Origin of the sequence: Cupriavidus pampae, from assembly GCF_914271485.1 — a bacterium.
GTDB lineage: Bacteria > Pseudomonadota > Gammaproteobacteria > Burkholderiales > Burkholderiaceae > Cupriavidus > Cupriavidus pampae.
In genome coordinates, this window is record NZ_CAJZAG010000003.1 from 424,704 (window position 1) to 450,706 (window position 26,003).

Here is a 26,003-nt window from a genome sequence, read left to right on the forward strand (position 1 = left end):
CGATGAAAAAACCCAACGCAGCGCAAACCGCGGAGTTCGTGGCTCCGCGCGACGACAACACCCGGCTGCAGAACCTGTGCGGCCCGCTCGACGAGAACCTGCGTCAGATCGAGCAGGCGCTCGATGTAACGATCCAGCGCCGCGGCCATCGCATGACCGTGCGCGGCAAGCTGGCGCAGGACGCCGCGCTCACGCTCGAGCGCTTCTACAACGAGTCGTCGCGGAACCCGCTGTCCATCGACGACCTGCAACTGGGCCTCGTGGAATCGCGCCAGATCTCCGCGCATGGCGGTTATCTGCCCGACGATGGCGGCATCGATGGTGAGGGCGGCACGCCCGGTGATGAATCGCCGGTGCTGCACACGCGTCGCGCCGGCCTGCAGGGCCGCACGGCCAAGCAGCGCGAATACCTGCGCCATATCCTGTCGCACGACCTCACGCTGGGCATCGGCCCGGCAGGCACCGGCAAGACCTACCTCGCGGTGGCCTGCGCGGTGGACGCGCTCGAGCGCGATGCGGTCAAGCGCATCGTGCTCACGCGGCCCGCGGTGGAAGCCGGCGAACGCCTCGGTTTCCTGCCCGGCGACCTCGCGCAAAAGGTGGATCCGTATCTGCGCCCGCTCTATGACGCGCTGTACGACCTGCTTGGCTTCGATCGCACGCAGAAGATGTTCGAGCGACAGATGATCGAGATCGCGCCACTGGCCTACATGCGTGGCCGTACGCTGAACCATGCGTTCATCATCCTCGACGAGGCGCAGAACACCACGCCCGAGCAGATGAAGATGTTCCTGACGCGGATCGGCTTCGGCTCGAAGGCGGTGATCACCGGCGACACCACGCAGATCGATTTGCCGCGCGGCCAGAAGAGCGGCCTTGTGGAGGCGCAGCACGTGCTGCGCGATGTGCGCGGCCTGGCGTTCACGCGCTTTACGACCGTCGACGTGGTTCGCCATCCGCTCGTCGCCCGCATCGTCGATGCGTACGACGAGTATCACGCCCAGCACAATGACGCCTGAGCCGCCTGAATTGCACAAGAAAGGACGCCGCAAATTGAAGAAGACTTCCCCCACTACCGTCACGCTGTTTGACGCCGATGGCCGCGCCCGCAAGACCGCCGCGCACGCGCTGCGCGTGCAACTGCCCGATGGCCGCAGCGTGACGATCGATCTGTCGCAGGCCGCCGACGGCGTGGTCGCGCTGCTCGCCGAGCATACCGACACCGCGCAGCAGGCCGGCCTGCTGGTCCGCCCCGACAACCATGACGCGCTGTCGGTCGCGGTGACCTCCACGCCACTGACGACGACCACCGGCACGCCGGCGACCCCGCCCGCGCTCGAACTGGACCTGCAATATGGTGAGGGCATCCGCAAGGGCGACGAGGGCCTGCCGCGCCGCAAGCAGGCCGAGACCTGGGTCCGGTCCGCGCTATATGCCGATGCCGCGCTGACGGTACGCTTTGTCGGCGAAGAGGAAGGCCGCACGCTGAACCGCACGTATCGCGGGAAGGACTACGCGACCAACGTGCTGACATTCGCCTACGCGGAGAACGCCGACGACCCGATCACCGGCGATATCGTGCTGTGCTGCCCAGTTGTCGAATCGGAGGCGCGCGAGCAGCACAAGCCGTTGCAGGCACACTATGCGCACCTGATCGTGCACGGCGTGCTCCATGCGCAGGGCTACGAGCACGAGGAAGATGGCGAAGCGGAAGAGATGGAAGCGATCGAAACCGAGACCTTGCAGGCCCTCGGCTTCGACGATCCGTACCTCCCGGTGCGCGAACACTAAAGCGTCTTTGCAGGCACCGTAGTGCGGCGGCGCACGTGGGATGCCTCCCATTTGCGCCGCATCCGGCACCCCCGCAGGGGCGTGGAGGCGGGTCGTAAAGCTTTTAGTGTATGCTTCAGACGATCTCCACCACGCGCTCGCCGCGACATGAACGACCCCTATCCCAGTTCGAAATCTGCCAATTTCAAGCAGTCGGATCGGCCACGATCCCTTCTCGAACGCCTTTCGGATTTCATTTCCCCCGAGCCGGACACTCGCACGGAATTGCTCGAAGTGCTGCAGGACGCGCACGGACGCAATCTGATCGACGCTGATTCGCTCTCGATGATCGAGGGCGTGTTCCAGGTTTCCGAGCTCACCGCGCGCGACATCATGGTGCCCCGCGCCCAGATGGACGCGGTCAATATCGCCGACGCGCCCGAGACCTTCATCCCGTACATGCAGCAGACCGCGCACTCGCGGTTTCCGGTGTACGAGGGCAGCCGTGACAACATCATCGGCATCCTGATGGCGAAGGATCTGCTGCGCTACTACACCGATGACACCTTCGACCTGCGCGAGACGCTGCGGCCGGCGGTGTTCATTCCGGAGTCGAAGCGGCTGAACATCCTGCTGCGCGAGTTCCGCATCAACCGCAATCACATCGCGATCGTTGTCGATGAATACGGCGGCGTGGCGGGCCTGGTCACGATCGAGGACGTGCTCGAGCAGATCGTCGGCGACATCGAGGACGAGTTCGACCTCGACGAAGATCAGGACAAGATCCTGCCGACCGCCGATGGCGCCTGGCGCGTGCACGGCCTGACCGAGATCGAGCAGTTCAACGAAGCGTTTGGCACCGGCTTCTCCGACCATGACGTCGATACGGTGGGCGGCCTGCTGATCAACCACCTCGGCCATGTGCCGCATCGTGGCGAGATCATCACGTTGCCGCCGATGCGCTTCGAGGTCCTGCGCGCCGATGCGCGCCAGGTGCACCTGCTGCAGGTGCGCCGGGAAGCTACCAACGACGCGCTGGCCGTGGCCGATGCATGAAGCGTTCCGCCGCCAGCGCGGTGGATGCGCGCCGTGCTGACGGCCATGCCGGCCAGTCCAGCCACGGCGGCAATCACTCCGACAAGACTTTTTCACCGATGAACTCTGCTTCGGCTGCTTCGCGCGATCTTTCGCGCGCGACCGCGCTTGGCCCACGTCTGCGTCTGCTGCTGGCGGCCATGCTCGGCATTGCGCACACCCAGGCCTTCGCGCCCCACGACTGGTGGTGGCTGCAACTGCTCGCTCTCGCGGGGCTGGTGGCGCTGATGGCCGATGCCGGTCGCGCGCGCATGGCTGCCGCCACTGGCTATGCCTTCGGCATGGGCTGGTTTCTGTCGGGCATCTGGTGGCTTTACATCAGCATGCACGTGTACGGCGAGATGCCGGCCTGGATGGCCGCGCCCGCCGTGGTGCTGTTTGCAGCCTACCTGTCGCTGTGGCCGGCTTTGGCTGGCGCCGTCTGGTACTGGCTGACGCGTTCGCGACCGGCCGCATCCGCCACGGCGCTGGCTGGCGTGTTCGGCGCCATCCTGTTTGGCGCCGCCTGGGGCCTGTCGGAGTGGTTGCGCGGCGTCGTGTTCACGGGCTTTCCGTGGCTCGGCAGCGGCTACCCGCATACCGCGGGCCCGTTGGCCGGTTACGCCCCGCTGTTCGGCGTGTATGGCATTGCCACGCTGGCCGCGACGCTGGCGGCCCTGCTCGTGGTCGCAGTGCGCGCGGCTGGCCTGCGCCGGCGCGGCACGATGGTCACGGCGATCGTCAGCGGCGCCGCGATCGTGATCGTGGGCGCGGTGCTGCGCCCGGTGGCGTGGACCCAGCCCATTGGCGAGCCGATCTCGGTGCGTCTGCTGCAGGGCAATGTCGCGCAGGACATCAAGTTCGAGCCAGTCGGCATCCAGCGCTCGCTGGAACTGTATCGCGACCTGATCACGGCCAAACCGGCCGACCTCGTGATCACGCCGGAGACCGGCTTCCCGGTGATCCTGCAGGAGCTGCCGCTCGATATCGCTCAGGACGTGCGGCGTTTCATGGAGAACACCGGCAGCACGATCCTCTTCGGTGCGGTGGGCGCGGACTCACCGGTGGACTTCACCAACAGTGCATTCGCAATCGGTCCCGAACATCCGACGCTGTATCGCTATAACAAGCACCATCTGGTGCCGTTTGGCGAGTTCATTCCGTTCGGCTTCCACTGGTTCGTCAATATGATGAAGATGCCGCTCGGCGACTTCATGCGCGGCGGGCTGGACCAGCAGGCGGTGCCGGTGCGCGGCATTCGCGTGGCGCCCAATATCTGCTACGAGGATTTGTTCGGCGAGGAGATCGCGCATACGCTGCGCCATCAACCGGAGCCCGCAAACATGATGGCGAACATGACCAACCTGGCATGGTTCGGTGACACCATCGCGCTGGATCAGCATCTGCAGATCTCGCGCATGCGCGCGCTGGAGATGCGCCGCCCGATGCTGCGCGCCACCAATACCGGCATGACCGCGGTGGTCAAGCCGGACGGCTCCACCGAGCGGCTGCCGACGTTCGAGGTCGGCACGCTGGCTGCGACGGTTCAGGGCATGCAGGGATTTACGCCGTTCATCCGCTGGGGGAACGTGCCGTTCCTGGCGTTGAGCGGGCTGGTGCTGGCGGCCGCGGCACTGGCGCGCGTACGCCGGCGCGGCTCAGTGACGTAGGATGAGCGGCGCAGGGCTAGCGCAATACCACCGAAACGGCGGCAGCGACAGCCATCACGGCGATGGCGACAAGATAAGGCTTACGAGGCAACAACGACATGACCGATCCCCTTATTAAGGTTGAATGCAGCTCTGAATGACTGCGTAATCTGCACTGTATACAAAATTGGTATCGGCACACATCGTCCTTCTCTGAATATCGTGTCGGTATTTTCCCGACCCGTTGCCGGAATCTGACACTGCGGCAACGGGCCAAAAGTCGGCCAGCGCATGCAAACACCCCCCTCCTTCGGCGGTCGTCGCGCAAAAAACCGATAGAATTCAGGGTTTGGCAATCCGACCGCCCGAATTCGACTGCCCGAAGCCGGCCACCCGAATTGCCGCCGCATTCATCTCCGTCCTTCCTATGCTGACCTTCCAACAAATGATTCTGACCCTGCAGGCCTACTGGGACCGGCAGGGTTGCGCGTTGCTGCAACCGATCGATCTGGAGGTCGGCGCGGGCACGTCGCACGTGCACACGTTCCTGCGCGCGATCGGACCCGAGCCATGGCGCGCCGCGTATGTGCAGCCGTCGCGCCGGCCCAAGGACGGCCGCTATGGCGAGAACCCGAACCGCCTGCAGCACTACTACCAATACCAGGTGGTCCTGAAGCCCGCGCCCGAAAACATCCTCGAGCTGTACCTCGGCTCGCTCGAGGCGCTCGGACTCGACCTGAAGCAGAACGACATCCGCTTCGTCGAGGACGACTGGGAGAATCCGACGCTCGGCGCGTGGGGCCTGGGCTGGGAAGTCTGGCTCAACGGCATGGAAGTCACGCAGTTCACGTACTTCCAGCAGGTGGGCGGCATCGATTGCAAGCCCATCACGGGCGAGATCACGTACGGCATCGAACGTCTGGCGATGTACCTGCAGAAGGTCGAGAACGTGTACGACCTGGTCTGGACCGAGTGGGTCGAGAACGGCGAAACGCGTCGCCTGACCTACGGCGACGTGTATCACCAGAACGAGGTGGAGCAGTCCACCTACAACTTCGAGCACAGCAACACCGAAATCCTGTTCCGGCATTTCTCGGAACACGAAGGTGAAGCCAAGCGCCTGATGGGAGAGGTCAAGGAGGGCGAGACCGCCACCGGCACGCGCCTGGCCCTGCCCGCCTACGAACAGGTTCTCAAGGCCGCCCACACGTTCAACCTGCTGGACGCGCGCGGCGCGATCTCGGTGACCGAGCGCGCGGCTTATATCGGCCGCATCCGCAATCTGTCGCGGATGGTGGCGCAGGCCTACTACGATTCGCGGGAGGCCCTCGGCTTTCCGATGTGTGGCAAGAGGACCGACGCATGACGTCCCCCCTGCGCGGCCCGGTCCCGTTGCGGCTGGTCCTGGCCGCCGTACTGACCGCGGCCGGTATCGCCACGATCGCACCGGGCAGCGCGCTGGCGAAGAGCACGACCGCCCCCACGCCGCAGGTGCTGTACCTGCCGGAGAACCTCGCCAATGTGTGCGAGGCCGACCAGCAGCAGCTGCAACAGGCCATCGCGCGCCACTGGCGGCCGGGGCTCAATGCCGTGGACCAGTGGACGCAGCTCGTACGGACGTTCTCGTGCGACCTGTCGGGCTCGCGCGATCTGGGCTGGCACCGTGTGCCGCTGCGCGCTTACGAAAGCGCGATCCGCTACCCGCTGACGTGGGTCGAGTGGGAAGAGCGCAATGGCAAGGCCAGGCGCGCGGTCAAGATGTATCGCTCGGCCGCGCAGCTGCCGCAGAAGATCGATTTCTGGGTGGGCGGCCGCATCGACGAGATTCGCTACGATCGCCGCCTGCAGCGCATCGATGCACGTTTTCCCGCCGCGGGTAGCCGCGGCGCTTCCGGCGTGGCCGCGCAATGCGCGTACACCACGCTGCAGTTCCGGCAACAGAACGGCCTGTGGCTGCTGTCCGGCGTAGAACCCAATCCCGCACCGCGCTGCTGAGCGCGGTGCCTGCCTCATACCCGTTGGATACGATTCATGTCGCAACTGATGACCGATTCGCTGCTGATCGAACTGTTCACCGAAGAGCTGCCGCCCAAGGCGCTGGCCCGGCTCGGTGACGCGTTTGCGCAAGGCCTGTTCGCGGGCCTGCGCGAGCGCGACCTGCTCGAAACCGGCGCCACCGTGACGCCGTTCGCCACGCCTCGCCGCCTGGCCGCGCTGGTCACCGGCGTGCGTAGCGCCGCGCCAGACCGCGAGCAACGCGAGAAGGTACTCCCGCTGACCGTGGCACTGGATGCCGCGGGCGCGCCGACCGCCCCGCTCGCCAAGAAACTCGCGGCGCTGGCCAAGTCGATCGGCGTCGACTCGATCGACTGGCAGACCCTCGAGCGCGCGTCCGACGGCAAGGCCGATGCATTCTTCCATCGTTACACCGCGCGCGGTGCCACGCTGGCTGGCGGCCTGCAGGCGGCGCTCGACGAGACGCTCACGAAGCTGCCGATTCCGAAGCTGATGAGCTATCAGCGTCCCGATGGCAGCACCGTGCATTTCGTGCGTCCCGCGCATAGCCTGATCGCGTTGTTCGGCGCCGAGATCGTGCCGGTATCGGTGCTGGGCCTCGACGCCAGCAATATCACGCAGGGCCACCGCTTCCTCTCGCACGGCATGATCGAGATTCCGCATGCGAACGAGTACGCGGCGCTGCTCGAGTCGAAGGGCCGCGTGGTGGCGAGCTATGCCGACCGCCGCGAGCGTATTCGCTCGACGCTGCTGGCCGAGGCTGGCGCGGATCAGGTGGTCATGCCCGACGCACTGCTCGACGAAGTGAACTCGCTTGTCGAATGGCCGGTGGTGTACGCCTGCCACTTCGAGGAGACGTTCCTCTCGGTGCCGCAGGAATGCCTGATCCTGACGATGCAGACCAACCAGAAGTACTTTGCGCTGACCGATGCCAACGGGCATCTGCGTCATCGTTTCCTGATCGTATCGAACCTGGCGACGGAAACGCCGCAGTCGATCATCACGGGCAACGAACGCGTGGTACGCCCGCGCCTGGCCGACGCCAAGTTCTTCTTCGACCAGGATCGCAAGAAGACGCTGGCCTCGCGCGTGCCGCAGCTGGCCAACGTGGTCTATCACAACAAGATCGGTACGCAGCTCGATCGCGTCCAACGCCTGCAGCAGATCGCGGGCCATATCGCCGAGACCATGAACGGTACCGGCGCGCCGGTCGATCAGGCTGCGGCCATGCGCGGCGCCGAGCTCGCCAAGGCGGATCTGCTGACCGACATGGTTGGCGAGTTCCCCGAGCTGCAGGGCACCATGGGCACGTACTACGCGCGCCACGACCACGAGGATCATGACGTGGCGCTGGCCTGCTCCGAACATTACCGTCCGCGCTTTGCCGGCGACGCGCTGCCGGCCGGCAACGTCAGCACGGCCGTGGCGCTGGCCGACAAGCTCGAGACGCTGGTCGGCATCTGGGGTATCGGCCTGCAGCCGACAGGCGAGAAGGATCCGTTCGCCCTGCGCCGCCACGCGCTCGGCATTCTGCGCATGCTGATCGAGAAGCCGCTCGCGGTGAAGCTCGACACGCTGCTCGCGCTGACCGAGCAGTCGTTTGCCGGCATCGCCGCGGTGAAGCCCGCGCGCGAGGCCATTCTCGACTTCCTGTACGACCGCGTGCGCGGCTACCTGAAGGACAAGGGCTACACGACCAATGAAGTGGAAGCCGTGGTGAGCCTGCGCCCGCATGCGCTGCACGACATCATGGGCCGCATGGAAGCGGTGCGCACGTTCGCGGCGCTGCCGGAGGCGGAAGCGCTTGCGGCCGCCAACAAGCGCATCACGAACATCCTGCGCAAGACCGACGAGGCCATCGGCACGGTGGACGCCGCGCTGTTCCAGGAAGCGGCCGAACGCACGCTGCACGCGGCCATCGAGCGCGTGCGCCCGGGCGTTGAAGCGGCATTTGCCGGTGGCGATTTCACGGCCGCGCTGCGCGACCTCGCGCAACTGCGCGAGGCGGTGGACCAGTTCTTCAACGACGTGATGGTGATGGCCGACGACGCGCGCCTGCGCGCGAACCGGCTCGCGCTGCTGGCGTCGCTGCACGTGCTGGCCAACCGCGTGGCCGATATCTCCAAGCTGGCGGCCTGATCGCCGCTCTCCGACCGAAACAGGCTGCCCTACCGACGCAACGCAAGATGCCACAGAATCCGCCCCGCTTCGTCATCCTCGATCGCGATGGCGTCGTCAATCTCGACAGCGATCAGTTCATCAAGACGCCCGATGAATGGGTGCCGATTGCCGGCAGCCTCGAGGCGATCGCCGCGCTGAACCAGGCCGGCTTTCGCGTAGTGATCGCGAGCAACCAGTCGGGCATTGGTCGCGGTCTGTTCGAGATGAGCGCGCTCAACGCGATGCACGAGAAGATGTACAAGGCGCTGGCCAATCTCGGCGGTCGCGTCGAGGCCGTCTTCTTCTGCCCGCACACGGCCGCCGACGGCTGTGATTGCCGCAAGCCCAAGCCCGGCATGTTCGAGCAGATCGGCGAACGCTTTGGCATCGAACTGCGCGCGGTACCCGTGGTCGGCGATTCCCTGCGAGACCTCGAAGCTGGCGTGGCGGTTGGCTGCGTGCCGCACCTCGTGCTGACTGGCAAAGGCCAGAAGACGCGAGACAAGGGTGGCTTGCCCGCCGGCACGCGCATCCACGACGATCTGGCCGCCTTCGCGCGCTGGCAAGTCACCGGCGACGGTGCCCTGCCCACGCACAAGTCCCCTGCCGCCCCCTCACAAGATCTGCCCCGCGCTCACCCCAGATGATCTTCATTCGTTCCCTGCTGTTTACGCTCTATCTGATCGTCCTGACGCCGCCCTACGCGTGCGCCTGCTTTATCGTCTTTCCGTTTATGAACGCCGCCAACCGCTTCCGCTTCGTGCGGGGCTGGACGCGGCTCGTGATCTGGGCCGCACGCGGCATCTGCGGCATCCAGTACCGCATCGAGGGCATGGACCGCATGCAGGCGATGCTGGACAAGCCCGTGGTGCTGCTGTCGAAGCACCAGTCCGCGTGGGAGACCGTGGCCTATATGGCCCTGATGCCCAAGCCGCTGTGCTTCGTGTTCAAACGCGAACTGCTGTTCGTGCCGTTCTTCGGTTGGGCGCTCGGCATGCTCAAGATGGTGCATATCAACCGCAAGGAAGGCTCGCGCGCGTTTGCGCAGGCGGTCGACCAGGGACGTGAGCGTCTGGCCGAGGGCGCGTGGATCATCATGTTCCCCGAGGGCACGCGCACGCCATCGGGCATGGCGCGTCCGCGCTACAAGAGCGGCGGCGCACGCCTTGCGGCCGAAACCGGGGCGTGGATCCTGCCGATTGCGGTCAACTCCGGCCGCGTGTGGCCGCGTAACTCGTTCCTCAAGTATCCGGGCACCGTGACGATTTCGGTCGGACCGGCGATCAACTCGGCCAACCGCACGGCCGATCAGCTCAACACCGAGGTGCAGATCTGGGTCGAGGCCGAGATGCGGCGCATCGATGCGGACAGCTACCGCGAAACGCAGGACGGGGCGCCTGCATGAAGTTGTTGCGGCCTACCCCCGATACCACTGACGCGCAGCTCGAGCTATCGTTCGAGGCAGCGCTGGCGGCTGGGCCCGCGTCGCCCACGTCAGTTTCGCCGCTTGGGCCGCTTGGGCCGCTTGGGCCGATCGCGCCACTGGTGGCCGATCCTCCCGCATGGCCGCCGCTGCAACCGAACTCTCGGGTATTGCATATCGGCGAACGCCCGCTGCATTACACGCTCAAGCGCTCGGCACGCCGGACCATCGGCTTCACCATCGACGATCGCGGTCTGTCCATCACGGCGCCGCGCTGGGTGACGCTTGTCGACGTCGAGTCGGCCATCCTCGAAAAGCAGCGCTGGATCTTCACCAAGCTCGGCGAGTGGCGCCACCGCGAGGCGCGCCGCGTGTTGCCGACCGTGCAGTGGCGCGAGGGCGCGAGCCTGCCGCTGCTTGGCAAGCCGATTACGCTGCGGCTCGATTCACCGACGGGCGCACTGCAGTTCGACGCGGAGACGCGCGTACTGCATCTCGCGTTACCGACGCATGCCGACGAGCAGCAGATCAAGGATCGCGTGCAGGGCTGGCTGCAACATCAGGCACGGCGCCTGCTGGCCGAACGGCTCGAGATCTATGCGGAGAAGCTCGGCGTGCGCCATACGGGCTTTGCGCTGACTTCCGCGGCGACGCGCTGGGGCAGTTGCACCGCCGACGGCAAGATCCGGCTGAACTGGCGCCTCATGCATTTCCCGATGTCGATGATCGACTATGTGGCCGCGCACGAGCTCGCGCATCTCAAAGAGATGAACCACGGCCCGCGCTTCTGGGAAACGGTCGAGTCGATCTTTCCCGAGTTCCGCGATGCCCGCGCGCAGTTGCGCGCGCATCCGCCCGAGCTGTTACCGACGTTCTAGAATACGGTTGCTGCCACGGCAGACACCAAACCTACAGAAGGCCCCCACATGCGACTCCTCCATACGATGCTCCGCGTTGGCGACTACCAGCGCTCGATCGATTTCTACACGCGCGTGCTCGGCATGCAGCTGCTGCGCGAGAGCGACAACCCCGAATACAAGTACCGGCTGGCCTTCGTTGGCTACGGTCCCGAGAGCGAAGGCGCGGTGATCGAGCTGACCTACAACTACGGCGTCGATCAGTACGACCTGGGCAATGCTTACGGTCATATCGCGCTGGAAACCGACAATGCGGCGGCCGCGTGCGACCGCATTCGCGTAGCCGGTGGCAAGGTCACGCGCGAGGCCGGCCCGGTCAAGGGCGGCACCACCGTGATCGCCTTCGTGGAAGATCCGGACGGCTACAAGATCGAACTGATCGAGCGTCATTCGACGCGCGACGCCGCGCGTCCGTAAGCTGCCGCCGCCGCATGAGCACCGCCATCCAGGCTCTCGACCGTCGTCCGCTCGACGGCCTTGCCATCGGGCTCATGCTGCTGCTGTGCGCGGCGTGGGGGCTGCAGCAGGTCGTGATCAAGGTCACCGCGCCGCTGATGGGTGCGGTGATGCAGGCTGGCGTACGCTCGGCCATTGCGGCGCTGCTGGTCTATGGTTTCACGCTGTGGCGCCGCCAGCCGCTCTGGCAGCGTGACGGCACGTTGCCGGCCGGACTGCTGGCGGGTCTGCTGTTCGGCGGCGAATTCCTGTGTGTGTTCGTCGGCCTTGGTCACACCACGGCCTCGCGCATGGCGGTGTTTCTCTATACCGCGCCGGTCTTCACCGCGCTCGGTCTCCATTTCACGGTACCGGGCGAGCGGCTGCGCCCCGCGCAATGGCTCGGTGTCATCGCCGCCTTCGCGGGCATCGTGATTGCGTTTGCCGACGGCATGGTGTCGCCCGCCAGGTTATCTCAATCAGGCAGCTCGACACTATTGGGCGATGGGCTCGGCGTGCTGGCCGGCGCCCTGTGGGCCGCCACCACGCTGGTGGTGCGCGCCAGCCGGCTGGCCAGCGCACCGGCCAGCAAGACGCTGCTGTACCAGCTTGCGGTATCCGCCGTGGTGCTGCTCGCGCTGGCGCTGATGGCCGGCCAGCACCTCGACGTGCAATTCAACGGCCTGGTGCTCGCGAGTCTGTTCTACCAGTCGGTGCTGGTGGCTTTCGCGAGCTATCTGGCGTGGTTCTGGCTGCTGCGCCAGTATCTGACCTCACGCCTCGCGGTATTCTCGTTCCTCACCCCGTTGTTCGGCGTGACGTTCGGCGTGGTGCTGATGCACGATGTCGTCGGCATACGCTTTGCCGTGTCGGCGCTGCTGGTGCTCGGCGGCATCGTGCTGGTGAACCGAAAAGCCTAGAACGAGAACATCCCCAGCGCGCCGCGCACTTCGTCCAGCGTCTGCTGAGTCAGTTCACGCGCCTCGGCGGTACCCTTCTTGAGGATATCGAACACGTAGCCGGGGTCCTTGGCGAGTTGCTCGCGACGCTCGCGGATCGGACGCAGCATCTCCTGCAGGATGCCCTCGATCCGGCGCTTGAGCACCATGTCGCCCAGACCGCCCTGACGGTAGTGTTCCTTGAGCGCTTCCACTTCCGCGACGTTCGGATCGAAGGCGTCGAGGTAGGTGAACACCACGTTGCCCTCCACCTGACCCGGATCGGACACCTTGAGGTGGTTCGGATCAGTGTACATGCGGTGCACGGCTTCCTTGATCTGCTCCGGCGACGCGCCGAGCGGAATCGCGTTGCCTTGCGACTTGCTCATCTTCGCCTTGCCATCGACGCCCGGCAGGCGGCCATGCTTCGGGATCAGCGCCGCGGCTTCCGGCAACACCTCTCGGCCCACCTGATGGTTGATACGGCGCACGATTTCGTTGGTCTGCTCGATCAGCGGTGCCTGATCTTCGCCAACGGGTACCAGCACGGCCTTGAAGCCGGTGATGTCCGCGGCCTGCGACGCGGGATAGCACAGGAAGCCAGCCGGGATATCACGACCGAAACCGCGCGCCTGGATCTCTTCCTTGATCGTCGGGTTGCGCTCGAGGCGCGATACCGTGACGAAGTTCAGGTACATCAGCGTCAGCTCGGCCAGCGCCGGCAGATGCGACTGCACGGTGATCGTGGTCTTGGCGGGGTCGATACCAACCGCGAGGTAGTCCAGCGCGACCTCGAGCACGTTGCGGCGCACCTTCTCCGGGTCATGCGCGTTGTCCGTCATGGCCTGCGTGTCGGCCAGCAACAGATACTGCTTGTGCGAGTCCTGCAGCGACACGCGGCTCTGGAGCGAGCCGACATAGTGGCCGAGGTGCAGCGGGCCGGTGGGACGGTCGCCGGTCAGGATGACGGGACGCGGATCTTTAATCGTTTGGGCTGTCATGGCGTCACAGATGAATCAAGACAAATACGGTAGAAATCAGGAGGCCTCGCGGCTATCGTCGCGCGCGTCGGTGGCTTTGGCAGCGTTGGCAGCATTGGAGGCAGCGGTGCCGGCAGCGACCAGGCGCGCCAGCTCGACGTACTCGGCAACTGGCACTTCCTCGGCGCGGCGGCCGAGATCGAAGCCGAGCGCGTCGAAGTCGACCTGATCGCGCAGGAACGACAGCGTGTTGCGCAGGACCTTGCGGCGCTGCGAGAACGCCGCGGCCACCACGTCGCCGAGCACGTCCACATTGCACGCGGCATACGGCGACTGCAGCTCGCCGCTGGCGAGTCGTGGCCAGGGAATCATGCGCACCACGGCGGAATCGACCTTCGGCGGCGGATTGAACGAGGCCGGCGGCACGTCCAGCACATGCTCCATGTGATAGCGCACCTGCAGCATGATGGACAGCCGGCCAAACGCCTTGCTGCCGGGCTCGGCGATCATGCGTTCGACCACTTCTTTCTGCAGCATGAAATGCTGGTCGCGCACACACTCCGCAAACCCCATCAGATGAAACAGCAGCGGACTGGAGATGTTGTAGGGCAGATTGCCGACGATACGCAGTGAGCGCCCCGCTTCCTGCAGCCGCGAGAAATCGAACGCCAGCGCATCGCCGGCATGGACGTCGAGCTTCGTGCCGTAGCGGCGGTTGAGCCGTTCCACGAGGTCGCGGTCGAGCTCGACCACGTGCATGCGCGGCAGGCGCTCGAGCAGCGGATTGGTCAGCGCGCCGAGGCCTGGGCCGATCTCGACGACCACGTCGTTCGGCTGCGGATCGATGGCATTGATGATGCCGTGGATGACACCGTCGTCCACGAGGAAGTTCTGACCGAATCGCTTGCGGGCCACATGGCCCTGATGAACGTTTGAACGCATGATATGTGGGGCTTCCCGTCAGTGTGGCGGTCGCCCGTTCGTGTGGTGGCCATTCGCATGACCCGTCATCGCCACGGCGCAGCGGATCGCCTCGATCATGCTGCCGTGTTCGGCGCGGCCGCTGCCGGCCAGGTCCAGTGCGGTGCCGTGATCCACCGAAGTACGAATGAATGGCAGACCGAGCGTGACATTGATGCCATGCCCGAACGTGCCGTATTTGAGGGGCGCGAGCCCCTGGTCGTGATACATCGCCAGCACGCAGTCCGCGCCGGCCAGATGACGCGGCTGGAACAGCGTGTCGGCCGGGTACGGTCCGCGCGCGTCGATGCCCGCGTCCTGCGCCAGTGCAAGCGCCGGCGCGATGATGTCGATTTCCTCGCGGCCCATATGTCCACTCTCGCCCGCATGCGGGTTCAGCCCGGTGACGAGGATGCGCGGACGGGCGATGCCGAAGCGGCGTCGCAGGTCGGCGTCGATGATCGTCAGCGTCTCCATCAGCAGCGGCACCGACAGCGCATCCGGCACCGCGCGCAGCGGCAGATGCGTAGTCGCCAGCGCCACGCGCAGCATCGCATTGTCGTGCGCGGGCTGCGGGCCCGCTAGCATCATCACCACGCGCGGCACGCCGGCGCGTTCGGCCAGATACTCGGTGTGGCCCGTGAAGGGCACGCCCGCATCGTTGATCGTGCTTTTCTGCACGGGAGCGGTGACCATCGCCGCGAATCGTGTGGCCGCGCCTGCGGGCAGCAGGCCATCGATGGCGGCGTCGAGCAGCGACAGCACATAGCGGCCGTTGCGCGCGTCGAGCTGTCCCGGCACGCAGCCCACGCCCAGCGCGATGTCTTCCACCACCACATCGCCGTCGGCAAGCCGGCGCGCCCAGGCCTTGCCCACGCCCAGTGCCTCGGCGCGCGCGGAGAGCATGCGCGCATCGCCCAGCACGTGGAAGCGCATGGCGCCGTGCATGTCCCCCTTGTCACCCACATGCGGCCCCGCGATCTGCAGCAGTGCGCGGATCGTGATGTCGGGGCCGATGCCGGCGGGTTCGCCGGTGGAGATGGCTAGCGCAAGAGGTTCAGGCATGTCGGCGAGGGCCGCGCGTCAGCGCTGGCGGTTGATCCGGTACTCGACGTAGGCCGCGCTGCGCAGCTGGCGCGCCCAGTCGTCGTACGCCGTGCGCAGCTTCTGCTCGCGCACCTCGGCGCGTGCGAAGTCGCGCTGTTTCTCGGGCGATACCTCGGTCTCGCGACGGTTTATCACCTGGATCAGGTGCACACCGAACTGCGTGACCACCGGCTCGGAAATCTCGCCGGGACGCAGGCGGTTCATCGCCTGCTCGAACTCGGGCACGAGCTCGCCGGGCGACACCCAGCCGAGATCGCCACCGTTCGCGGCCGATCCATCCTGCGAATAGCGCTTGGCCACGTCGGCGAAGTCGCTGCCATGCGTCAGGCGGTCGCGCAGGCCTTGCAGCTGGCGCGAGGCCTCGGCCTGCGGCATGTTCGGGCCGGTACGGATCAGGATATGGCGCACCTGCGTCTGCTGGATCTTGTCGGCGGCCTGCGGCGACGACGCGCTTGGCGCGGTGCGCTTGGCGGTCAGCTTGATTACGTGGAAGCCATTGGCGCTCTCCACCACCTGCGGCGCCATCGTGCCGGGCTGGAGGTCCACCACCGCATTGGCGAACAGCGCGGGCAGCCGGCCGATCTCGCGGAAACCGAGCGAGCCGCCCTGGGCGGCCTCGGGCGCTTCCGAATTGGCCTTGGCGAGTTCGGCAAAGTCGGCGCCATCCGTCGCCTGCTTGAGCAAGGCTTCGGCCTTCTTCTTCAGCTCGGCCTTCTGCGCTTCCGACGCGTCCTCGGGCACGCGCACGAGGATCTGCGCGACGTTGAACTCTACCGGACCGCTGCCGGCCGTCGGCTGGCCGCTGCGCGCGGCAAGGTAGTTGTCGATCTCGCCATCGTAGACCTGCACCTTCGAGTCGACCTCACGTTCGCGCAGGCGAATCACCTGGACCTGCTTGCGCAGTTCGTCGCGGTACTTGGTCCAGGTCATGCCGCTCGCTTCCACGCGGCTGCGCAGGTCGGTGGCGCTCATGCGGTTCTGCTGCGCCACCGACTCGATGGCGCGATCCACTTCCTGGTCCGTCACGCGAATGCCGGCGTCCTGCGCGGCCTGCGTCTGCACGCGATCCATCACCAGACGCTCGAGCACCTCGCCGAGCAGGTCGGCGCGCGGCGGCACTTCACGCTGGGAGGCACGCAGCTGGCTTTCGATCTCGTCGGCGCGGTCGAGCAGTTCACGGCGCGTGATCACGCTGTTGTTGACGATGGCAACCACTTCGTCCACGAGCTGCGAGCGCCGGGCGCCCGACTGCGGCTGCGGAATGCCCATTTGCGGCTGGCTCGGCGGCGCGGCCGTCTCCTGACCTGACTGCGGCAGGAAGATGCCCGTCGCGCGTGACGACGAACCCGGTGCGCGCAATTGTGCGGCAGCCGGCAGCGCCAGCGACCCCATCACCGCGGAGAGCAGCACACGCTGCCAGACGATGCGCTGACTGGCATTGAACAGGGAAAACACGGAAAAAACTCGACGTTTCATCTTGGTCCGTCATTCATAGTGATCGTACTGGGATGTCGGCACCGGCCTCGAGGTAACGGGCTCGTAGCCCGGCACGTTCAGGCGCAGGATATCCAGCGGATTGGAGCCGATCTTCGACAGCCCACGGAACTCCACCTGCAGGAAGAACCGTCCGGTGTAGCCATCCGAGGTATTGCGGAAACGCTGGTAGACCACCCGGCCCACCCAGCAATCCGCAGCGTACTCGATACCCGCAAGGGCATCGACGAGCTGATTCGCCGCCTTGTCGAACGCCACCCGGCCAATGCCGTAGGTGCGACGCGTCAGCGGCCATTGGCTCGACAACTCGATCTGGTCGATCGCGGTGTTGTCCGTTATCGACGTCGGGCGGCGGTAGCGATAGCCCAGGTTGATCACCTTGCGCGACTCCGGGCGCCACGAAAACGCCACGTTGGAATAGTTTACGCGATCGTCTTCCGGGCTGTACTGGATGCCAGCGTCGATATAGTAGCCCCGGAACAGCTGGATCGTCGTCGCCGCGAGCAGGTCCGAGTAGCTGGGCTTGGTGTCGGTCGAGGTGCCCGTCAACTGCACGCGCTGGCCGGTGAAGTCGAAGCGCTGCGCGATCGTGCCGCGGAAGCGCTCGATCCCGGTTTCCGATTCGATCAGGCGCGTGGTCACGCCGGCCGTCAGCTTGTTATTGTCGGCGATCCGGTCGTAACCGGTGAACGAGTTCTCGGTAAAGATCTGTCCATAGCCAAAGTCCGACTGGGCCGTATCGAACAGCGGGAACTGACTCTGGTCGCGGAACGGCGTGTAGACATAGAACAGGCGCGGTTCCAGCGTCTGCGTGAACTTGGTGCCGAAGATGCGGCTCATGGTCGGCGCCTCGCGGTCGAACGCCATGCCCGAATCGAAGCTGAAGGTCGGCACCGTGCGGTTCAACGTATTGGGCGCGCCCACGGTGTTCGTGCCCGCGTCCATGTTGTACTGCGCCGCGTTGAACAACACCTTTGGCGTCGCGTACCAGCCGGCGCGCACGATCGGATAGCTGATCGACGGCTGCAGGTAGAGGCGATCGCCCTCAGGCTGCTGAAACCTGGTGGTCGTCAGCGGAATCTTGAAGCGCGAGTAGTCGCCTTCGACCTGAATGTCGAAGCCGCCAAGGTTGTACTTGGTATAGCGCGCATTGATCTGCGGTTCACGCTCGTAGGACGGCTCGCTCGGTGACAGCGTCTGAAACTTCTGCACCCGCGCGAGCACCGTGAAGTCTTGCCAGTTGTAGACGACCCCGCCTTCCTGCGTGTACTGGCGCAGGGTCGACTGCGCAATCGTGCGCGTCAGATCATCCGGATACTGGTCGTCCGAGACCTTGCTGACGTTGGCATAGGCCGTCAGCCCCGGTGCCAGGCGCTGACTATGCTGGATCGAGTACGCCCAGCGATTGCGGTCGGCCTTCTTGTCATCCGGCAGGAAGTCGGCACGGATGCGGCCGCTGTAGCCGTCGCCCAGATATCGAAAGTCTCCGCCCAACTGTACGCCGCGCGACGAAAGGATACGCGGGTACAACGTCAGATCCCGGTTAGGCGCGAGGTTGAAATAGTACGGCGCGGTCAGGTCGAGACCCGAACGCGAGCTAAAACCGAATACCGGTGGCAGGAAACCGCTGCGCCGCTCCTCGTTGAGCGGGAACGTGAATGCGGGCGCCGCCGCGATCGGCACGCCGAAAAAGCGCAGCACGCCGCCATACGCGGTGCCCACCTCGCGGTCGTTGTCGATATCGATCTTGTTCGCGCTGAAATACCAGTCCGCGTTGTCGGGTGAGCACGTCGTGTAGGTAGCGTGCTTGATCGTGCTGCGATCGGGATCGAGAAAGTCGATCCGCTCGGCCGTGCCACCGCCACCGGTCTGCTGGAAGTAATAGTCCGGCGAGAGCATGTAGCCCTCGTTGGCCTCGATGCGCATCTTGGCCTCGGGCCCCACGGCCACCGTGCCGTTCTTCGACAGGCGCGCATTGCCCTGTACGTGGGCCTCGTCGGTGTCCTGATCGTAAGTCAGCGTGTCGCCCTTGACCACAGAGCCATCGCGGCGCAACTCGGCATTGCCCTCGAGCGTGACGCCCTTCTCGTTGTAGCCGGTCATGCGATCGCCCGAGACGAACGACGGCGCGTTCGGGTTGGGCGGCACCTTGGCCTGCGGCGTGAGCGAGAGACTGTTCGACTTTGGCGCAGTCGTACTCGCCGCCGGCTCCGACAGGCGCGGCACCAGTTCACCGGCCTGCGTCGGCGGTGGCGGCGGCTCCGGGGTCTGCGTCACGGTTTCCACCGGCAGCACGTCGGGAATCGTCGAGGCAGTGCCATATTGGGCATGCACGTTCACCGACAGTCCGGCCATGGCCAGGACGAGCGGGCGCAACGCGCTGGCGGGCAGGGCTTTACGCATCAGCCTTGGCTCGCCGGCTAGGCGCGGGCGCGTTCGAGTGGCCGTCTGGTTCGGTGATCGTCGTTGTTCGGTCATGCGAGCGGTGGTCGTTCACCCGGCGGCGAGCAGCACTGCGATCCGCCGGAAGCCCGGAGAGGCGGACACAATGCCCGCCAACCCTTGCCGGATCGGGCTGCCGGGCAAAGGTGGCCCCTCCCCCGAGGCCACCCGGCACCCGGGTTTGGTCGGGTATTATACGGGCCAACCTATTCACCCTTTCCGGCATGGCAGCACTTTCTCACGAGCCGGGCCACGATCCGCGCCTCACCCAACTGAAAACCTGGGTAGCCGGACTCGGCGCCGCCTGGCAGATCGACCCCGATTCCTGCGCGCCCGCGTCAGCTGACGCCAGCTTCCGGCGCTATTTCCGCGTGCGCACGGTCCACCCGAACCACCCGACCGCGATCGTCATGGACGCGCCGCCCACGCACGAGGACTGCCGGCCGTTCATCCACGTGGCCAAGCTGTTCGGCGATGCGGGCGTGACCGTGCCGACCGTGCTGGCGCAGGACCTCGAACAGGGGTTCCTGCTGCTGGCCGACCTCGGCAACCAGACCTATCTGTCGAAGCTCGACGAAACCACCGCGCGCGGCCTGTATGGCGATGCCGCGGCCGCGCTGGTCAGGATCCAGGCCGCCACGCGGCCCGGCGAGTTGCCAGTTTACGACCGCGCGCTGCTGCAGCGCGAACTCGACCTGTTTCCCGAGTGGTACGTGGCACGCCACCTCGGCGTGACGCTGACCGACGCGCAACAGTCGGATCTGCGCGAGGTCATGGACGCGATTCTGGCCAACAACCTCGCCCAGGCGCAGGTGTACGTGCATCGCGACTATCACTCGCGCAACCTGATGGTGATGCCCGATGGCGCCAATCCGGGCATTCTGGACTTCCAGGACGCCGTGATCGGCCCGATCACCTACGACGCGGTGTCGCTCTGGCGCGACGCCTATATCGAGTGGGAAGAGGAACAGCAGCTCGACTGGCTGATCCGCTACTGGGAACGCGCCCGCGCGGCCGGATTGGCGGTCAATGCCGATTTCGGCGAGTTCTACCGCGACTACGAATGGATGGGCCTGCAGCGTCATCTGAAGGTGCTCGGCATCTTCGCGCGGCTCTACCATCGCGATGGCAAGGATGGCTACCTCGCCAACCTGCCGCTGGTACTCAAGTACACGCGCAGCGTGGCGGGCCGTTATACGGAACTGCGCAAGCTGATGCGGCTGCTGGACGCGCTCGAGGGCACGAACCGCCCGACGGGCTTCACGTTCTGAGCGTCGTGCCCTCTTCGCGCCCAGACCCTCAGGTCGCCGCCAATGACGACGGCGGCACCGCCATCGCCACCACGCCAGCCGCCGAATGGTGGGCTGGCGTGCGCGCGCTGCTGCCGATGTTGCTCGGCGTGGCGCCGTTCGGCCTGATCTACGGAGTACTGGCAGTGAACGCGGGCATGCCCGCGTGGCTGGCTTGCGCGATGAGCGCCACCGTGTTCGGCGGCGCTTCGCAGATGATCCTCACGCAGTTGTGGTCGGCCGGCACGCCCGCACTGATCGTAGTCTTCACCGTGGCGATGGTGAACCTGCGCCATGCGCTCTATTCCGCGACGATGGCACCGGCGCTCGCGCATCTGCCGCGACGCTGGAAGGCGCTGATCGCGTACCTCCTCACCGATGAGGCCTTCGCGGCGATGACGCGCCGCCTGACCGATACCGGCGAGCGGCTGCGCCATCGTCACTGGTTCTTCTTCGGCGCGGGCATTTCGCTGTGGACCTGCTGGCAACTGTCGACGCTGGCCGGCGTGCTGGTGGGCGCGCAGGTGCCACGCGACTGGCCGCTCGATTTCTTCCTGCCGCTGACGTTTATCGCGATCATCGTGCCGAACCTGAAGCACCGCGCGCAACTGGCGGCGGCGCTCGTGGCCAGCGGGCTCGCGGTGGCGTGCTACGGCATGCCGCACAAGCTCGGCATCATGGTGGCCGCACTGGGCGGCATCGCGGCGGGCATGATCCTGCTGCAGCGCGCGCGCCATGCGCGGCCGGAGACCACCGCATGAGCCCCGCCACGTTGCTTGCGGTGTTCGTGGCGGCGGGCGTGGCCACCTTCCTGATCCGGCTGTCCTTTATCGCGGTCGAGGGCCGCGTGCGGTTGCCCGCGTGGTTCCGCGGCGCGCTGCAGTTCGTGCCGGCCGCGATGTTGTCCGCGCTGATCGCGCCAGACCTGTTGATGCAAGATGGCGCGCTGTATCTGAGCCCGCATAACTCGCGGCTGCTCGCGGGCATCGTGGCCGTGTTCGTGGCCGCGCGCACGCGCAGCGTCGGCTGGACCATCGTGATCGGCATGGCGGCGCTGATCGGGCTGCAAATGCTGCAATAACGGATTCAATGATGAAAGCCATGATTTTCGCCGCCGGCCGCGGAGACCGTATGCGGCCGCTGACCGATACCTGCCCCAAGCCCCTGCTCCCAGTGGGCGGCAAGGCGCTGATCGTCTGGCAGATCGAAGCGCTTGCGCGCGCCGGCGTGACGGAGATCGTGATCAACCACGCCTGGCTCGGCGCGCAGATCGAGGCCGCGCTCGGCGACGGTGCGCGCTACGGCGTGCGGCTCGCGTACTCGGCCGAAGGCGTGGCGCTCGAGACGGCCGGCGGCATTGCGCGCGCACTGCCGTTGCTCGTGGAGGCGGGACAGGATGGTGTGTTCCTTGCCGTGTCTGGCGATATCTTCTGCGACTACGACTACCGCGCGCTATTGCCTCGCGCGCAGGACATGAACCGTGCCGCGCAACCGCGCATGCATCTGGTCATGGTGCCAAACCCACCGTTCCATCCGCGCGGCGACTTCGTGCTGGCGTCGGACGGTCAACTGCGACTTCCGGGTGAAGCTGTCGCGGCCAATGACGCGCAGGCGCTCACGTTCGGCAACATCGGCCTGTACGACACGCGCCTGTTTCGCCAGATCGAAGTGGGGCAGAAGGTGGCGATGACGCCGTACTATCGCGCCGCGATCGCGGCAGGCACCGCCACCGGCGAGCGCTTCGACGGCCGCTGGGAGAACGTCGGCACGCCCGCGCAACTGGCCGCACTCGACGACGCATTGCGCGCCTGAAGCGCCGCCGCACGACACCTGACCACTGCGGAAATACCGCCCGCGCGGGTCCCCGCCTGAGCGGAAACCGGCCCCAATCCACCCTGTGACGCCGTGCGATGCGCGCATCGCGTGCCCGACGGCGTTAGAATCCGGAGGATTCGATTACAGCGCGCCCACAGCGCCGACCGCCCATGTCCGCTCCCGATTCCGCCCTTCTCGACGCCTGCCGCGGCCGCCGCGAGCGCGTGCTGCAACAACTGCGCGCAGGCGGCGGTGGCGTTGCCATCGTGCCCACGGCCCCCGAGGCCATGCGCAACCGCGACAGCGACTATCCGTACCGCCACGACAGCTATTTCTATTATCTGACCGGTTTCACCGAGCCCGAAGCGGTGCTCGTGCTGGTGGCCGACGCCGATGGCAGCGGCCGCAGCATCCTGTTCTGCCGCCCGAAACACGAAGAGCGCGAGATCTGGGACGGTTTCCGTTTCGGCCCCGAGGGCGCGCGCGCGACATTCGGCTTCGACGAAGCGCATTCGGTCGAGGAAATCGATGCGAAGCTGCCACCGCTGCTGGCCAATCGCGCCCAGATCGCCTATCCGCTCGCGGCCTCCACGCGTACCGACATGCAGGTGCGGCGCTGGCTCGATGGCGTGCGCGCGCAGGGCCGCGCGGGCGTGTCGTCGCCATCGGTCGCGCTCGACGTGCGGACCTGGCTCGACGAGATGCGCCTGTTCAAGGATGCGAGCGAGATCGCGGTCATGCGCCGCGCCAGCGAGATCTCCGCGCAGGCCCATGTGCGCGCGATGCAGACCTCGCGCGAAGGGCTGCGCGAATATCACCTGGAAGCGGAACTGCTCTACGAGTTCCGCCGTCATGGCGCGCAGAGCGTCGCCTACAATTCGATCGTCGCGACCGGCGCCAACGCCTGCGTGCTGCACTATCGCGCGGGCCCCACCGTACTGCGCGACGGCGACCTGTGCCTGATCGACGCGGGCTGCGAGCTTGACGGCTACGCATCCGATATCACGCGCACGTTCCCGGTGTCGGGCCGTTTCACGCCCGCGCAGCGCGAGCTCTATGACCTCGTGCTGGCCGCGCAGAATGCCGCGATCGCGGAAACGCGCGCCGGCGTGCCCTACAACGTGCCGCACGACGCCGCTGTGCGCGTGCTCGCGCAGGGCATGCTCGATACCGGCCTGCTCGACCGCAACAAGGAAGGCACGCTCGACGACGTGCTGGCCAGCGGCAGCTATCGCCGCTTCTACATGCACCGCACCGGCCACTGGCTCGGCATGGACGTGCACGACGTGGGCGAGTACCGCGTGCCAGGCGCGTCCACCACGCCAGGTCCCGACGGCGCGCCCGGCGAACGACCATGGCGCCCGCTGGAACCGGGCATGGTGGTGACTGTCGAACCAGGCATCTACGTGCGGCCCGCCGAGGATGTGCCCGAGCGCTATTGGCATATCGGCATCCGGATCGAGGACGACGCCGTGGTGACCGATGGCGCCTGTGAACTATTGACGCGCGGCGTGCCTGTCGACGCGGATGAAATCGAAGCGATCATGCGTGCTGGCGCGCGGGATGGCGTACAACATGTGGGAGATACACGATGATCGGCTGGCTACGCAAACTGATACCTTCGAGCGACACCAACAGGAACGGCAACAGCAGCGGCAACCTCAGCGGCACCAGCCGTGCGGCCAGCGCCGCCACGCCCCGCCGTGTCGACGCCGGCGAGCCGTTCGTGATCAACCTCTATGACGACCGCGTGGTCGTGCACCGGCCCGATGGCCAGCGCGAGGAACTGGCGTGGGATGTGCTGGAACGCGTGATCGTGCGGGTCTCGAATCGCGCGCCGTGGGCCGGTACCGCATGGCTGATTCTGGTCGGCGACGGCGACAGCAAGCAGGGCTGCGTGGTACCGCTCGATGCGGCCAACCACGCCGCACTGCTCGCTCATCTGCGCACGCTGCCGGGCTTCAGCGAACAGAAACTCGACAACGCGCTGCGCGACGCCGAAGCGGGCCGCGCGCGCACGGACGCCAATCTCTGGAAGCGTGGCGATGTGCCCCCCGCCCCAGCGGAGAAAGCGCAAGAAGCGGGAGATAGCCATGACCCTGCCAGCCACTCCTGATACCGCAGACTCGGCGCACACACCAGGCGCGCCAGACGCGGAGCAGACGCCGCGCGACATCGCCATTGTCGGCTGCGGCCCCGTCGGCCTGACGCTAGCGGCCCGGCTGCTGCGTACGACGGCGTGGCGGTTGACGCTGATCGACGCGGCCACGCCCGCGCGCGCGGCACGCGATCCCCGCGCGATCGCGCTCTCGCACGGCAGCCGCCAGTTGCTCGAGCAGATCGGCGCGTGGCCCGTGCCGATGCAGACCATCGAGCATATCCATATCTCGCAGCGCGGCCGCTTCGGTCACGTCAAGCTGCATCACGACGACTACGACGTGCCCGCGCTCGGCTACGTGGTCCGCTATGGCGACCTGTGCCAGGCACTCGAGCGCGCGCTCGCGCGCGCCGCGGAGGCCGCGCCGGGCCGGCTCGTGCGCGTGTTCGAAACCCGTATCGACGAGATTGCCGAACAGAAAGATGGCGCCGATGGCGCGGCCGTGCGCCTGACCGGCACCTCGCACGCCGATCACGATGGCCTGCCGGTCGCATTCGAGGCGCGTCTCGCGGTGCAGGCCGAAGGCGGGCTGTTCCACCAGCAGATGCGAAAGCACGGAACCGGCGGCCACGGCGATGCCCGTATTGGCCAAAGCAGCGGCCAGGGCACCGGCCGGCGCCGCGACTACGGCCAGACCGCGATCATCGGACACGTGACGGCCTCACGCCCGATGCCCGGCTGGGCCTGGGAACGTTTCACCGAGGAAGGACCGCTCGCACTGCTGCCACACGAGGATCACGGCACGCCCGGCTATGCGCTGGTGTGGTGCTGCGCGCCCGATACGGCCACGCGCCGGCTCGCGCTGAGCGAAACCGAATTTGCCCGCGAGCTCGGCGAAGCCTTCGGCACGCGGCTTGGCACCTTCACGCTGCACGGCAAGCGCCATGCGTTCCCGCTCGGCCTCAATGCCGCACCGGTGACCGTCGATGGCCGTGTGGTGGCGGTCGGCAACGCGGCGCAAACGCTGCACCCGGTCGCCGGCCAGGGGCTCAACCTGGGCCTGCGCGATGCGTTCGCGCTGGCCGACTCGTTGCGCGCAAGCTGTACGCCGCAGGCGCTGGAGGCCTTTGCGACCCGTCATCGCGTGGATCGCGCCGTTACGATCGGCGTCACCGACCTGCTCCCGCGCGTGTTCGGCGTCGGCGGCCCGCTGGCCGCTCATGCCCGTGGTGCGGCGCTGGCGGCACTGTCGTGCGTCGCCCCGCTCAAGCATGCGGTAGCGCGTCAGATGATGTACGGCGTACGGCGGTAGCCCCGCCAACGCAACGATCTAATGTCCCGGGCGGTGATTATTACCGCCCGCGAGACCGCAACGAGGATATTTGCTCAATTCTTGAGCACCTCCCGCCGTTTGGCGGTAAAATCCCGCCCTCGCA

The 26,003-nt window shown here is 66.4% G+C and carries 24 protein-coding genes; 19 read left to right on the forward strand and 5 right to left on the reverse strand.

What is annotated here, in order from left to right:
- Positions 1–2: 2 nt before the first annotated feature.
- The 12 genes from LDO41_RS09580 to LDO41_RS09635 all read left to right on the forward strand — a co-directional run bounded on the left by LDO41_RS09580 (position 3) and on the right by LDO41_RS09635 (position 12,364).
- On the forward strand, positions 3–1,019 hold the full coding sequence (locus LDO41_RS09580; RefSeq protein WP_223985552.1) for a PhoH family protein: 1,017 nt from the start codon (positions 3–5) through the stop codon (positions 1,017–1,019).
- Complete coding sequence (gene ybeY / locus LDO41_RS09585) at positions 1,009–1,791, forward strand: rRNA maturation RNase YbeY (RefSeq protein WP_223985554.1); 783 nt, start codon at positions 1,009–1,011, stop codon at positions 1,789–1,791. The genes LDO41_RS09580 and ybeY overlap by 11 nt, the downstream gene beginning before the upstream one ends.
- A 147-nt stretch (positions 1,792–1,938) precedes the next feature.
- Positions 1,939–2,826, forward strand: coding sequence for an HlyC/CorC family transporter (locus LDO41_RS09590; protein ID WP_223985572.1), 888 nt, complete (start codon positions 1,939–1,941; stop codon positions 2,824–2,826).
- A 98-nt stretch (positions 2,827–2,924) separates the two neighbouring features.
- Entirely contained in the window at positions 2,925–4,514 is a 1,590-nt protein-coding gene (lnt, locus tag LDO41_RS09595) for an apolipoprotein N-acyltransferase (protein ID WP_377742203.1), read from the forward strand.
- 406 nt (positions 4,515–4,920) lie between these two features.
- Positions 4,921–5,859 (forward strand): glycine--tRNA ligase subunit alpha, encoded by a 939-nt coding sequence (glyQ, locus tag LDO41_RS09600; protein WP_223985574.1) that lies wholly within the window; start codon positions 4,921–4,923, stop codon positions 5,857–5,859.
- Positions 5,856–6,488, forward strand: coding sequence for a hypothetical protein (locus tag LDO41_RS09605; RefSeq protein WP_223985577.1), 633 nt, complete (start codon positions 5,856–5,858; stop codon positions 6,486–6,488). Before glyQ ends, LDO41_RS09605 begins: the two co-directional genes overlap by 4 nt.
- A gap of 36 nt (positions 6,489–6,524) precedes the next feature.
- Positions 6,525–8,648: a glycine--tRNA ligase subunit beta gene (gene glyS / locus LDO41_RS09610; RefSeq protein WP_223985579.1), complete on the forward strand. Its 2,124-nt coding sequence runs from the start codon at positions 6,525–6,527 to the stop codon at positions 8,646–8,648.
- Between the two features lie 47 nt (positions 8,649–8,695).
- A complete protein-coding gene (gmhB, locus tag LDO41_RS09615; protein ID WP_223985582.1) occupies positions 8,696–9,316 on the forward strand; it encodes a D-glycero-beta-D-manno-heptose 1,7-bisphosphate 7-phosphatase in 621 nt (206 codons plus the stop codon).
- Positions 9,313–10,074 carry a lysophospholipid acyltransferase family protein gene (locus LDO41_RS09620; RefSeq protein WP_223985585.1) on the forward strand — a complete coding sequence of 254 codons (762 nt, stop codon included), beginning with the start codon at positions 9,313–9,315 and terminating at the stop codon, positions 10,072–10,074. Before gmhB ends, LDO41_RS09620 begins: the two co-directional genes overlap by 4 nt.
- Positions 10,071–10,970, forward strand: a complete 900-nt coding sequence (locus LDO41_RS09625; protein ID WP_223985588.1) for a M48 family metallopeptidase — start codon at positions 10,071–10,073, stop codon at positions 10,968–10,970. Before LDO41_RS09620 ends, LDO41_RS09625 begins: the two co-directional genes overlap by 4 nt.
- Positions 10,971–11,018: 48 nt before the next feature.
- Positions 11,019–11,426 carry a lactoylglutathione lyase gene (gloA, locus tag LDO41_RS09630; protein WP_223985590.1) on the forward strand — a complete coding sequence of 136 codons (408 nt, stop codon included), beginning with the start codon at positions 11,019–11,021 and terminating at the stop codon, positions 11,424–11,426.
- Positions 11,427–11,440: 14 nt separating this feature from the next.
- A complete protein-coding gene (locus tag LDO41_RS09635; protein WP_223985606.1) occupies positions 11,441–12,364 on the forward strand; it encodes a DMT family transporter in 924 nt (307 codons plus the stop codon).
- Here LDO41_RS09635 and trpS read toward each other — a convergent pair.
- The 5 genes from trpS to LDO41_RS09660 are packed head-to-tail and all read right to left on the reverse strand — an operon-like array spanning position 12,361 to position 19,401.
- A complete protein-coding gene (gene trpS / locus LDO41_RS09640; protein ID WP_223985609.1) occupies positions 12,361–13,383 on the reverse strand; it encodes a tryptophan--tRNA ligase in 1,023 nt (340 codons plus the stop codon). The two genes, LDO41_RS09635 and trpS, sit on opposite strands and share 4 nt — an antisense overlap.
- 36 nt (positions 13,384–13,419) lie before the next feature.
- Entirely contained in the window at positions 13,420–14,304 is an 885-nt protein-coding gene (gene rsmA / locus LDO41_RS09645; protein WP_223985612.1) for a 16S rRNA (adenine(1518)-N(6)/adenine(1519)-N(6))-dimethyltransferase RsmA, read from the reverse strand.
- Positions 14,305–14,322: 18 nt separating this feature from the next.
- Positions 14,323–15,387 (reverse strand): 4-hydroxythreonine-4-phosphate dehydrogenase PdxA, encoded by a 1,065-nt coding sequence (pdxA, locus tag LDO41_RS09650; protein WP_223985616.1) that lies wholly within the window; start codon positions 15,385–15,387, stop codon positions 14,323–14,325.
- 18 nt (positions 15,388–15,405) lie between these two features.
- The gene (locus tag LDO41_RS09655; protein WP_223985619.1) at positions 15,406–16,905 is read right to left on the reverse strand and encodes a peptidylprolyl isomerase; all 1,500 of its coding nucleotides are present in this window, start codon (positions 16,903–16,905) and stop codon (positions 15,406–15,408) included.
- A 9-nt stretch (positions 16,906–16,914) separates the two neighbouring features.
- The gene (locus LDO41_RS09660) at positions 16,915–19,401 is read right to left on the reverse strand and encodes an LPS-assembly protein LptD (protein ID WP_223985622.1); all 2,487 of its coding nucleotides are present in this window, start codon (positions 19,399–19,401) and stop codon (positions 16,915–16,917) included.
- Positions 19,402–19,589: 188 nt separating this feature from the next.
- Between LDO41_RS09660 and LDO41_RS09665 the strand changes: the two genes are divergently transcribed.
- From LDO41_RS09665 to LDO41_RS09695, 7 genes are all read left to right on the forward strand, one after another.
- Positions 19,590–20,636 (forward strand): aminoglycoside phosphotransferase family protein, encoded by a 1,047-nt coding sequence (locus LDO41_RS09665; protein WP_223985625.1) that lies wholly within the window; start codon positions 19,590–19,592, stop codon positions 20,634–20,636.
- 116 nt (positions 20,637–20,752) lie between these two features.
- A complete protein-coding gene (locus LDO41_RS09670; RefSeq protein ID WP_318036283.1) occupies positions 20,753–21,415 on the forward strand; it encodes an AzlC family ABC transporter permease in 663 nt (220 codons plus the stop codon).
- On the forward strand, positions 21,412–21,735 hold the full coding sequence (locus tag LDO41_RS09675) for an AzlD domain-containing protein (protein ID WP_223985628.1): 324 nt from the start codon (positions 21,412–21,414) through the stop codon (positions 21,733–21,735). The genes LDO41_RS09670 and LDO41_RS09675 overlap by 4 nt, the downstream gene beginning before the upstream one ends.
- 11 nt (positions 21,736–21,746) lie before the next feature.
- On the forward strand, positions 21,747–22,466 hold the full coding sequence (gene murU, locus LDO41_RS09680) for an N-acetylmuramate alpha-1-phosphate uridylyltransferase MurU (RefSeq protein ID WP_223985644.1): 720 nt from the start codon (positions 21,747–21,749) through the stop codon (positions 22,464–22,466).
- Between the two features lie 173 nt (positions 22,467–22,639).
- Complete coding sequence (locus LDO41_RS09685; protein ID WP_223985662.1) at positions 22,640–24,064, forward strand: aminopeptidase P N-terminal domain-containing protein; 1,425 nt, start codon at positions 22,640–22,642, stop codon at positions 24,062–24,064.
- A complete protein-coding gene (locus tag LDO41_RS09690; RefSeq protein ID WP_223985665.1) occupies positions 24,061–24,585 on the forward strand; it encodes a hypothetical protein in 525 nt (174 codons plus the stop codon). Before LDO41_RS09685 ends, LDO41_RS09690 begins: the two co-directional genes overlap by 4 nt.
- On the forward strand, positions 24,563–25,879 hold the full coding sequence (locus LDO41_RS09695; protein ID WP_223985668.1) for a UbiH/UbiF/VisC/COQ6 family ubiquinone biosynthesis hydroxylase: 1,317 nt from the start codon (positions 24,563–24,565) through the stop codon (positions 25,877–25,879). The genes LDO41_RS09690 and LDO41_RS09695 overlap by 23 nt, the downstream gene beginning before the upstream one ends.
- The last annotated feature ends 124 nt before the right edge of the window (positions 25,880–26,003 follow it).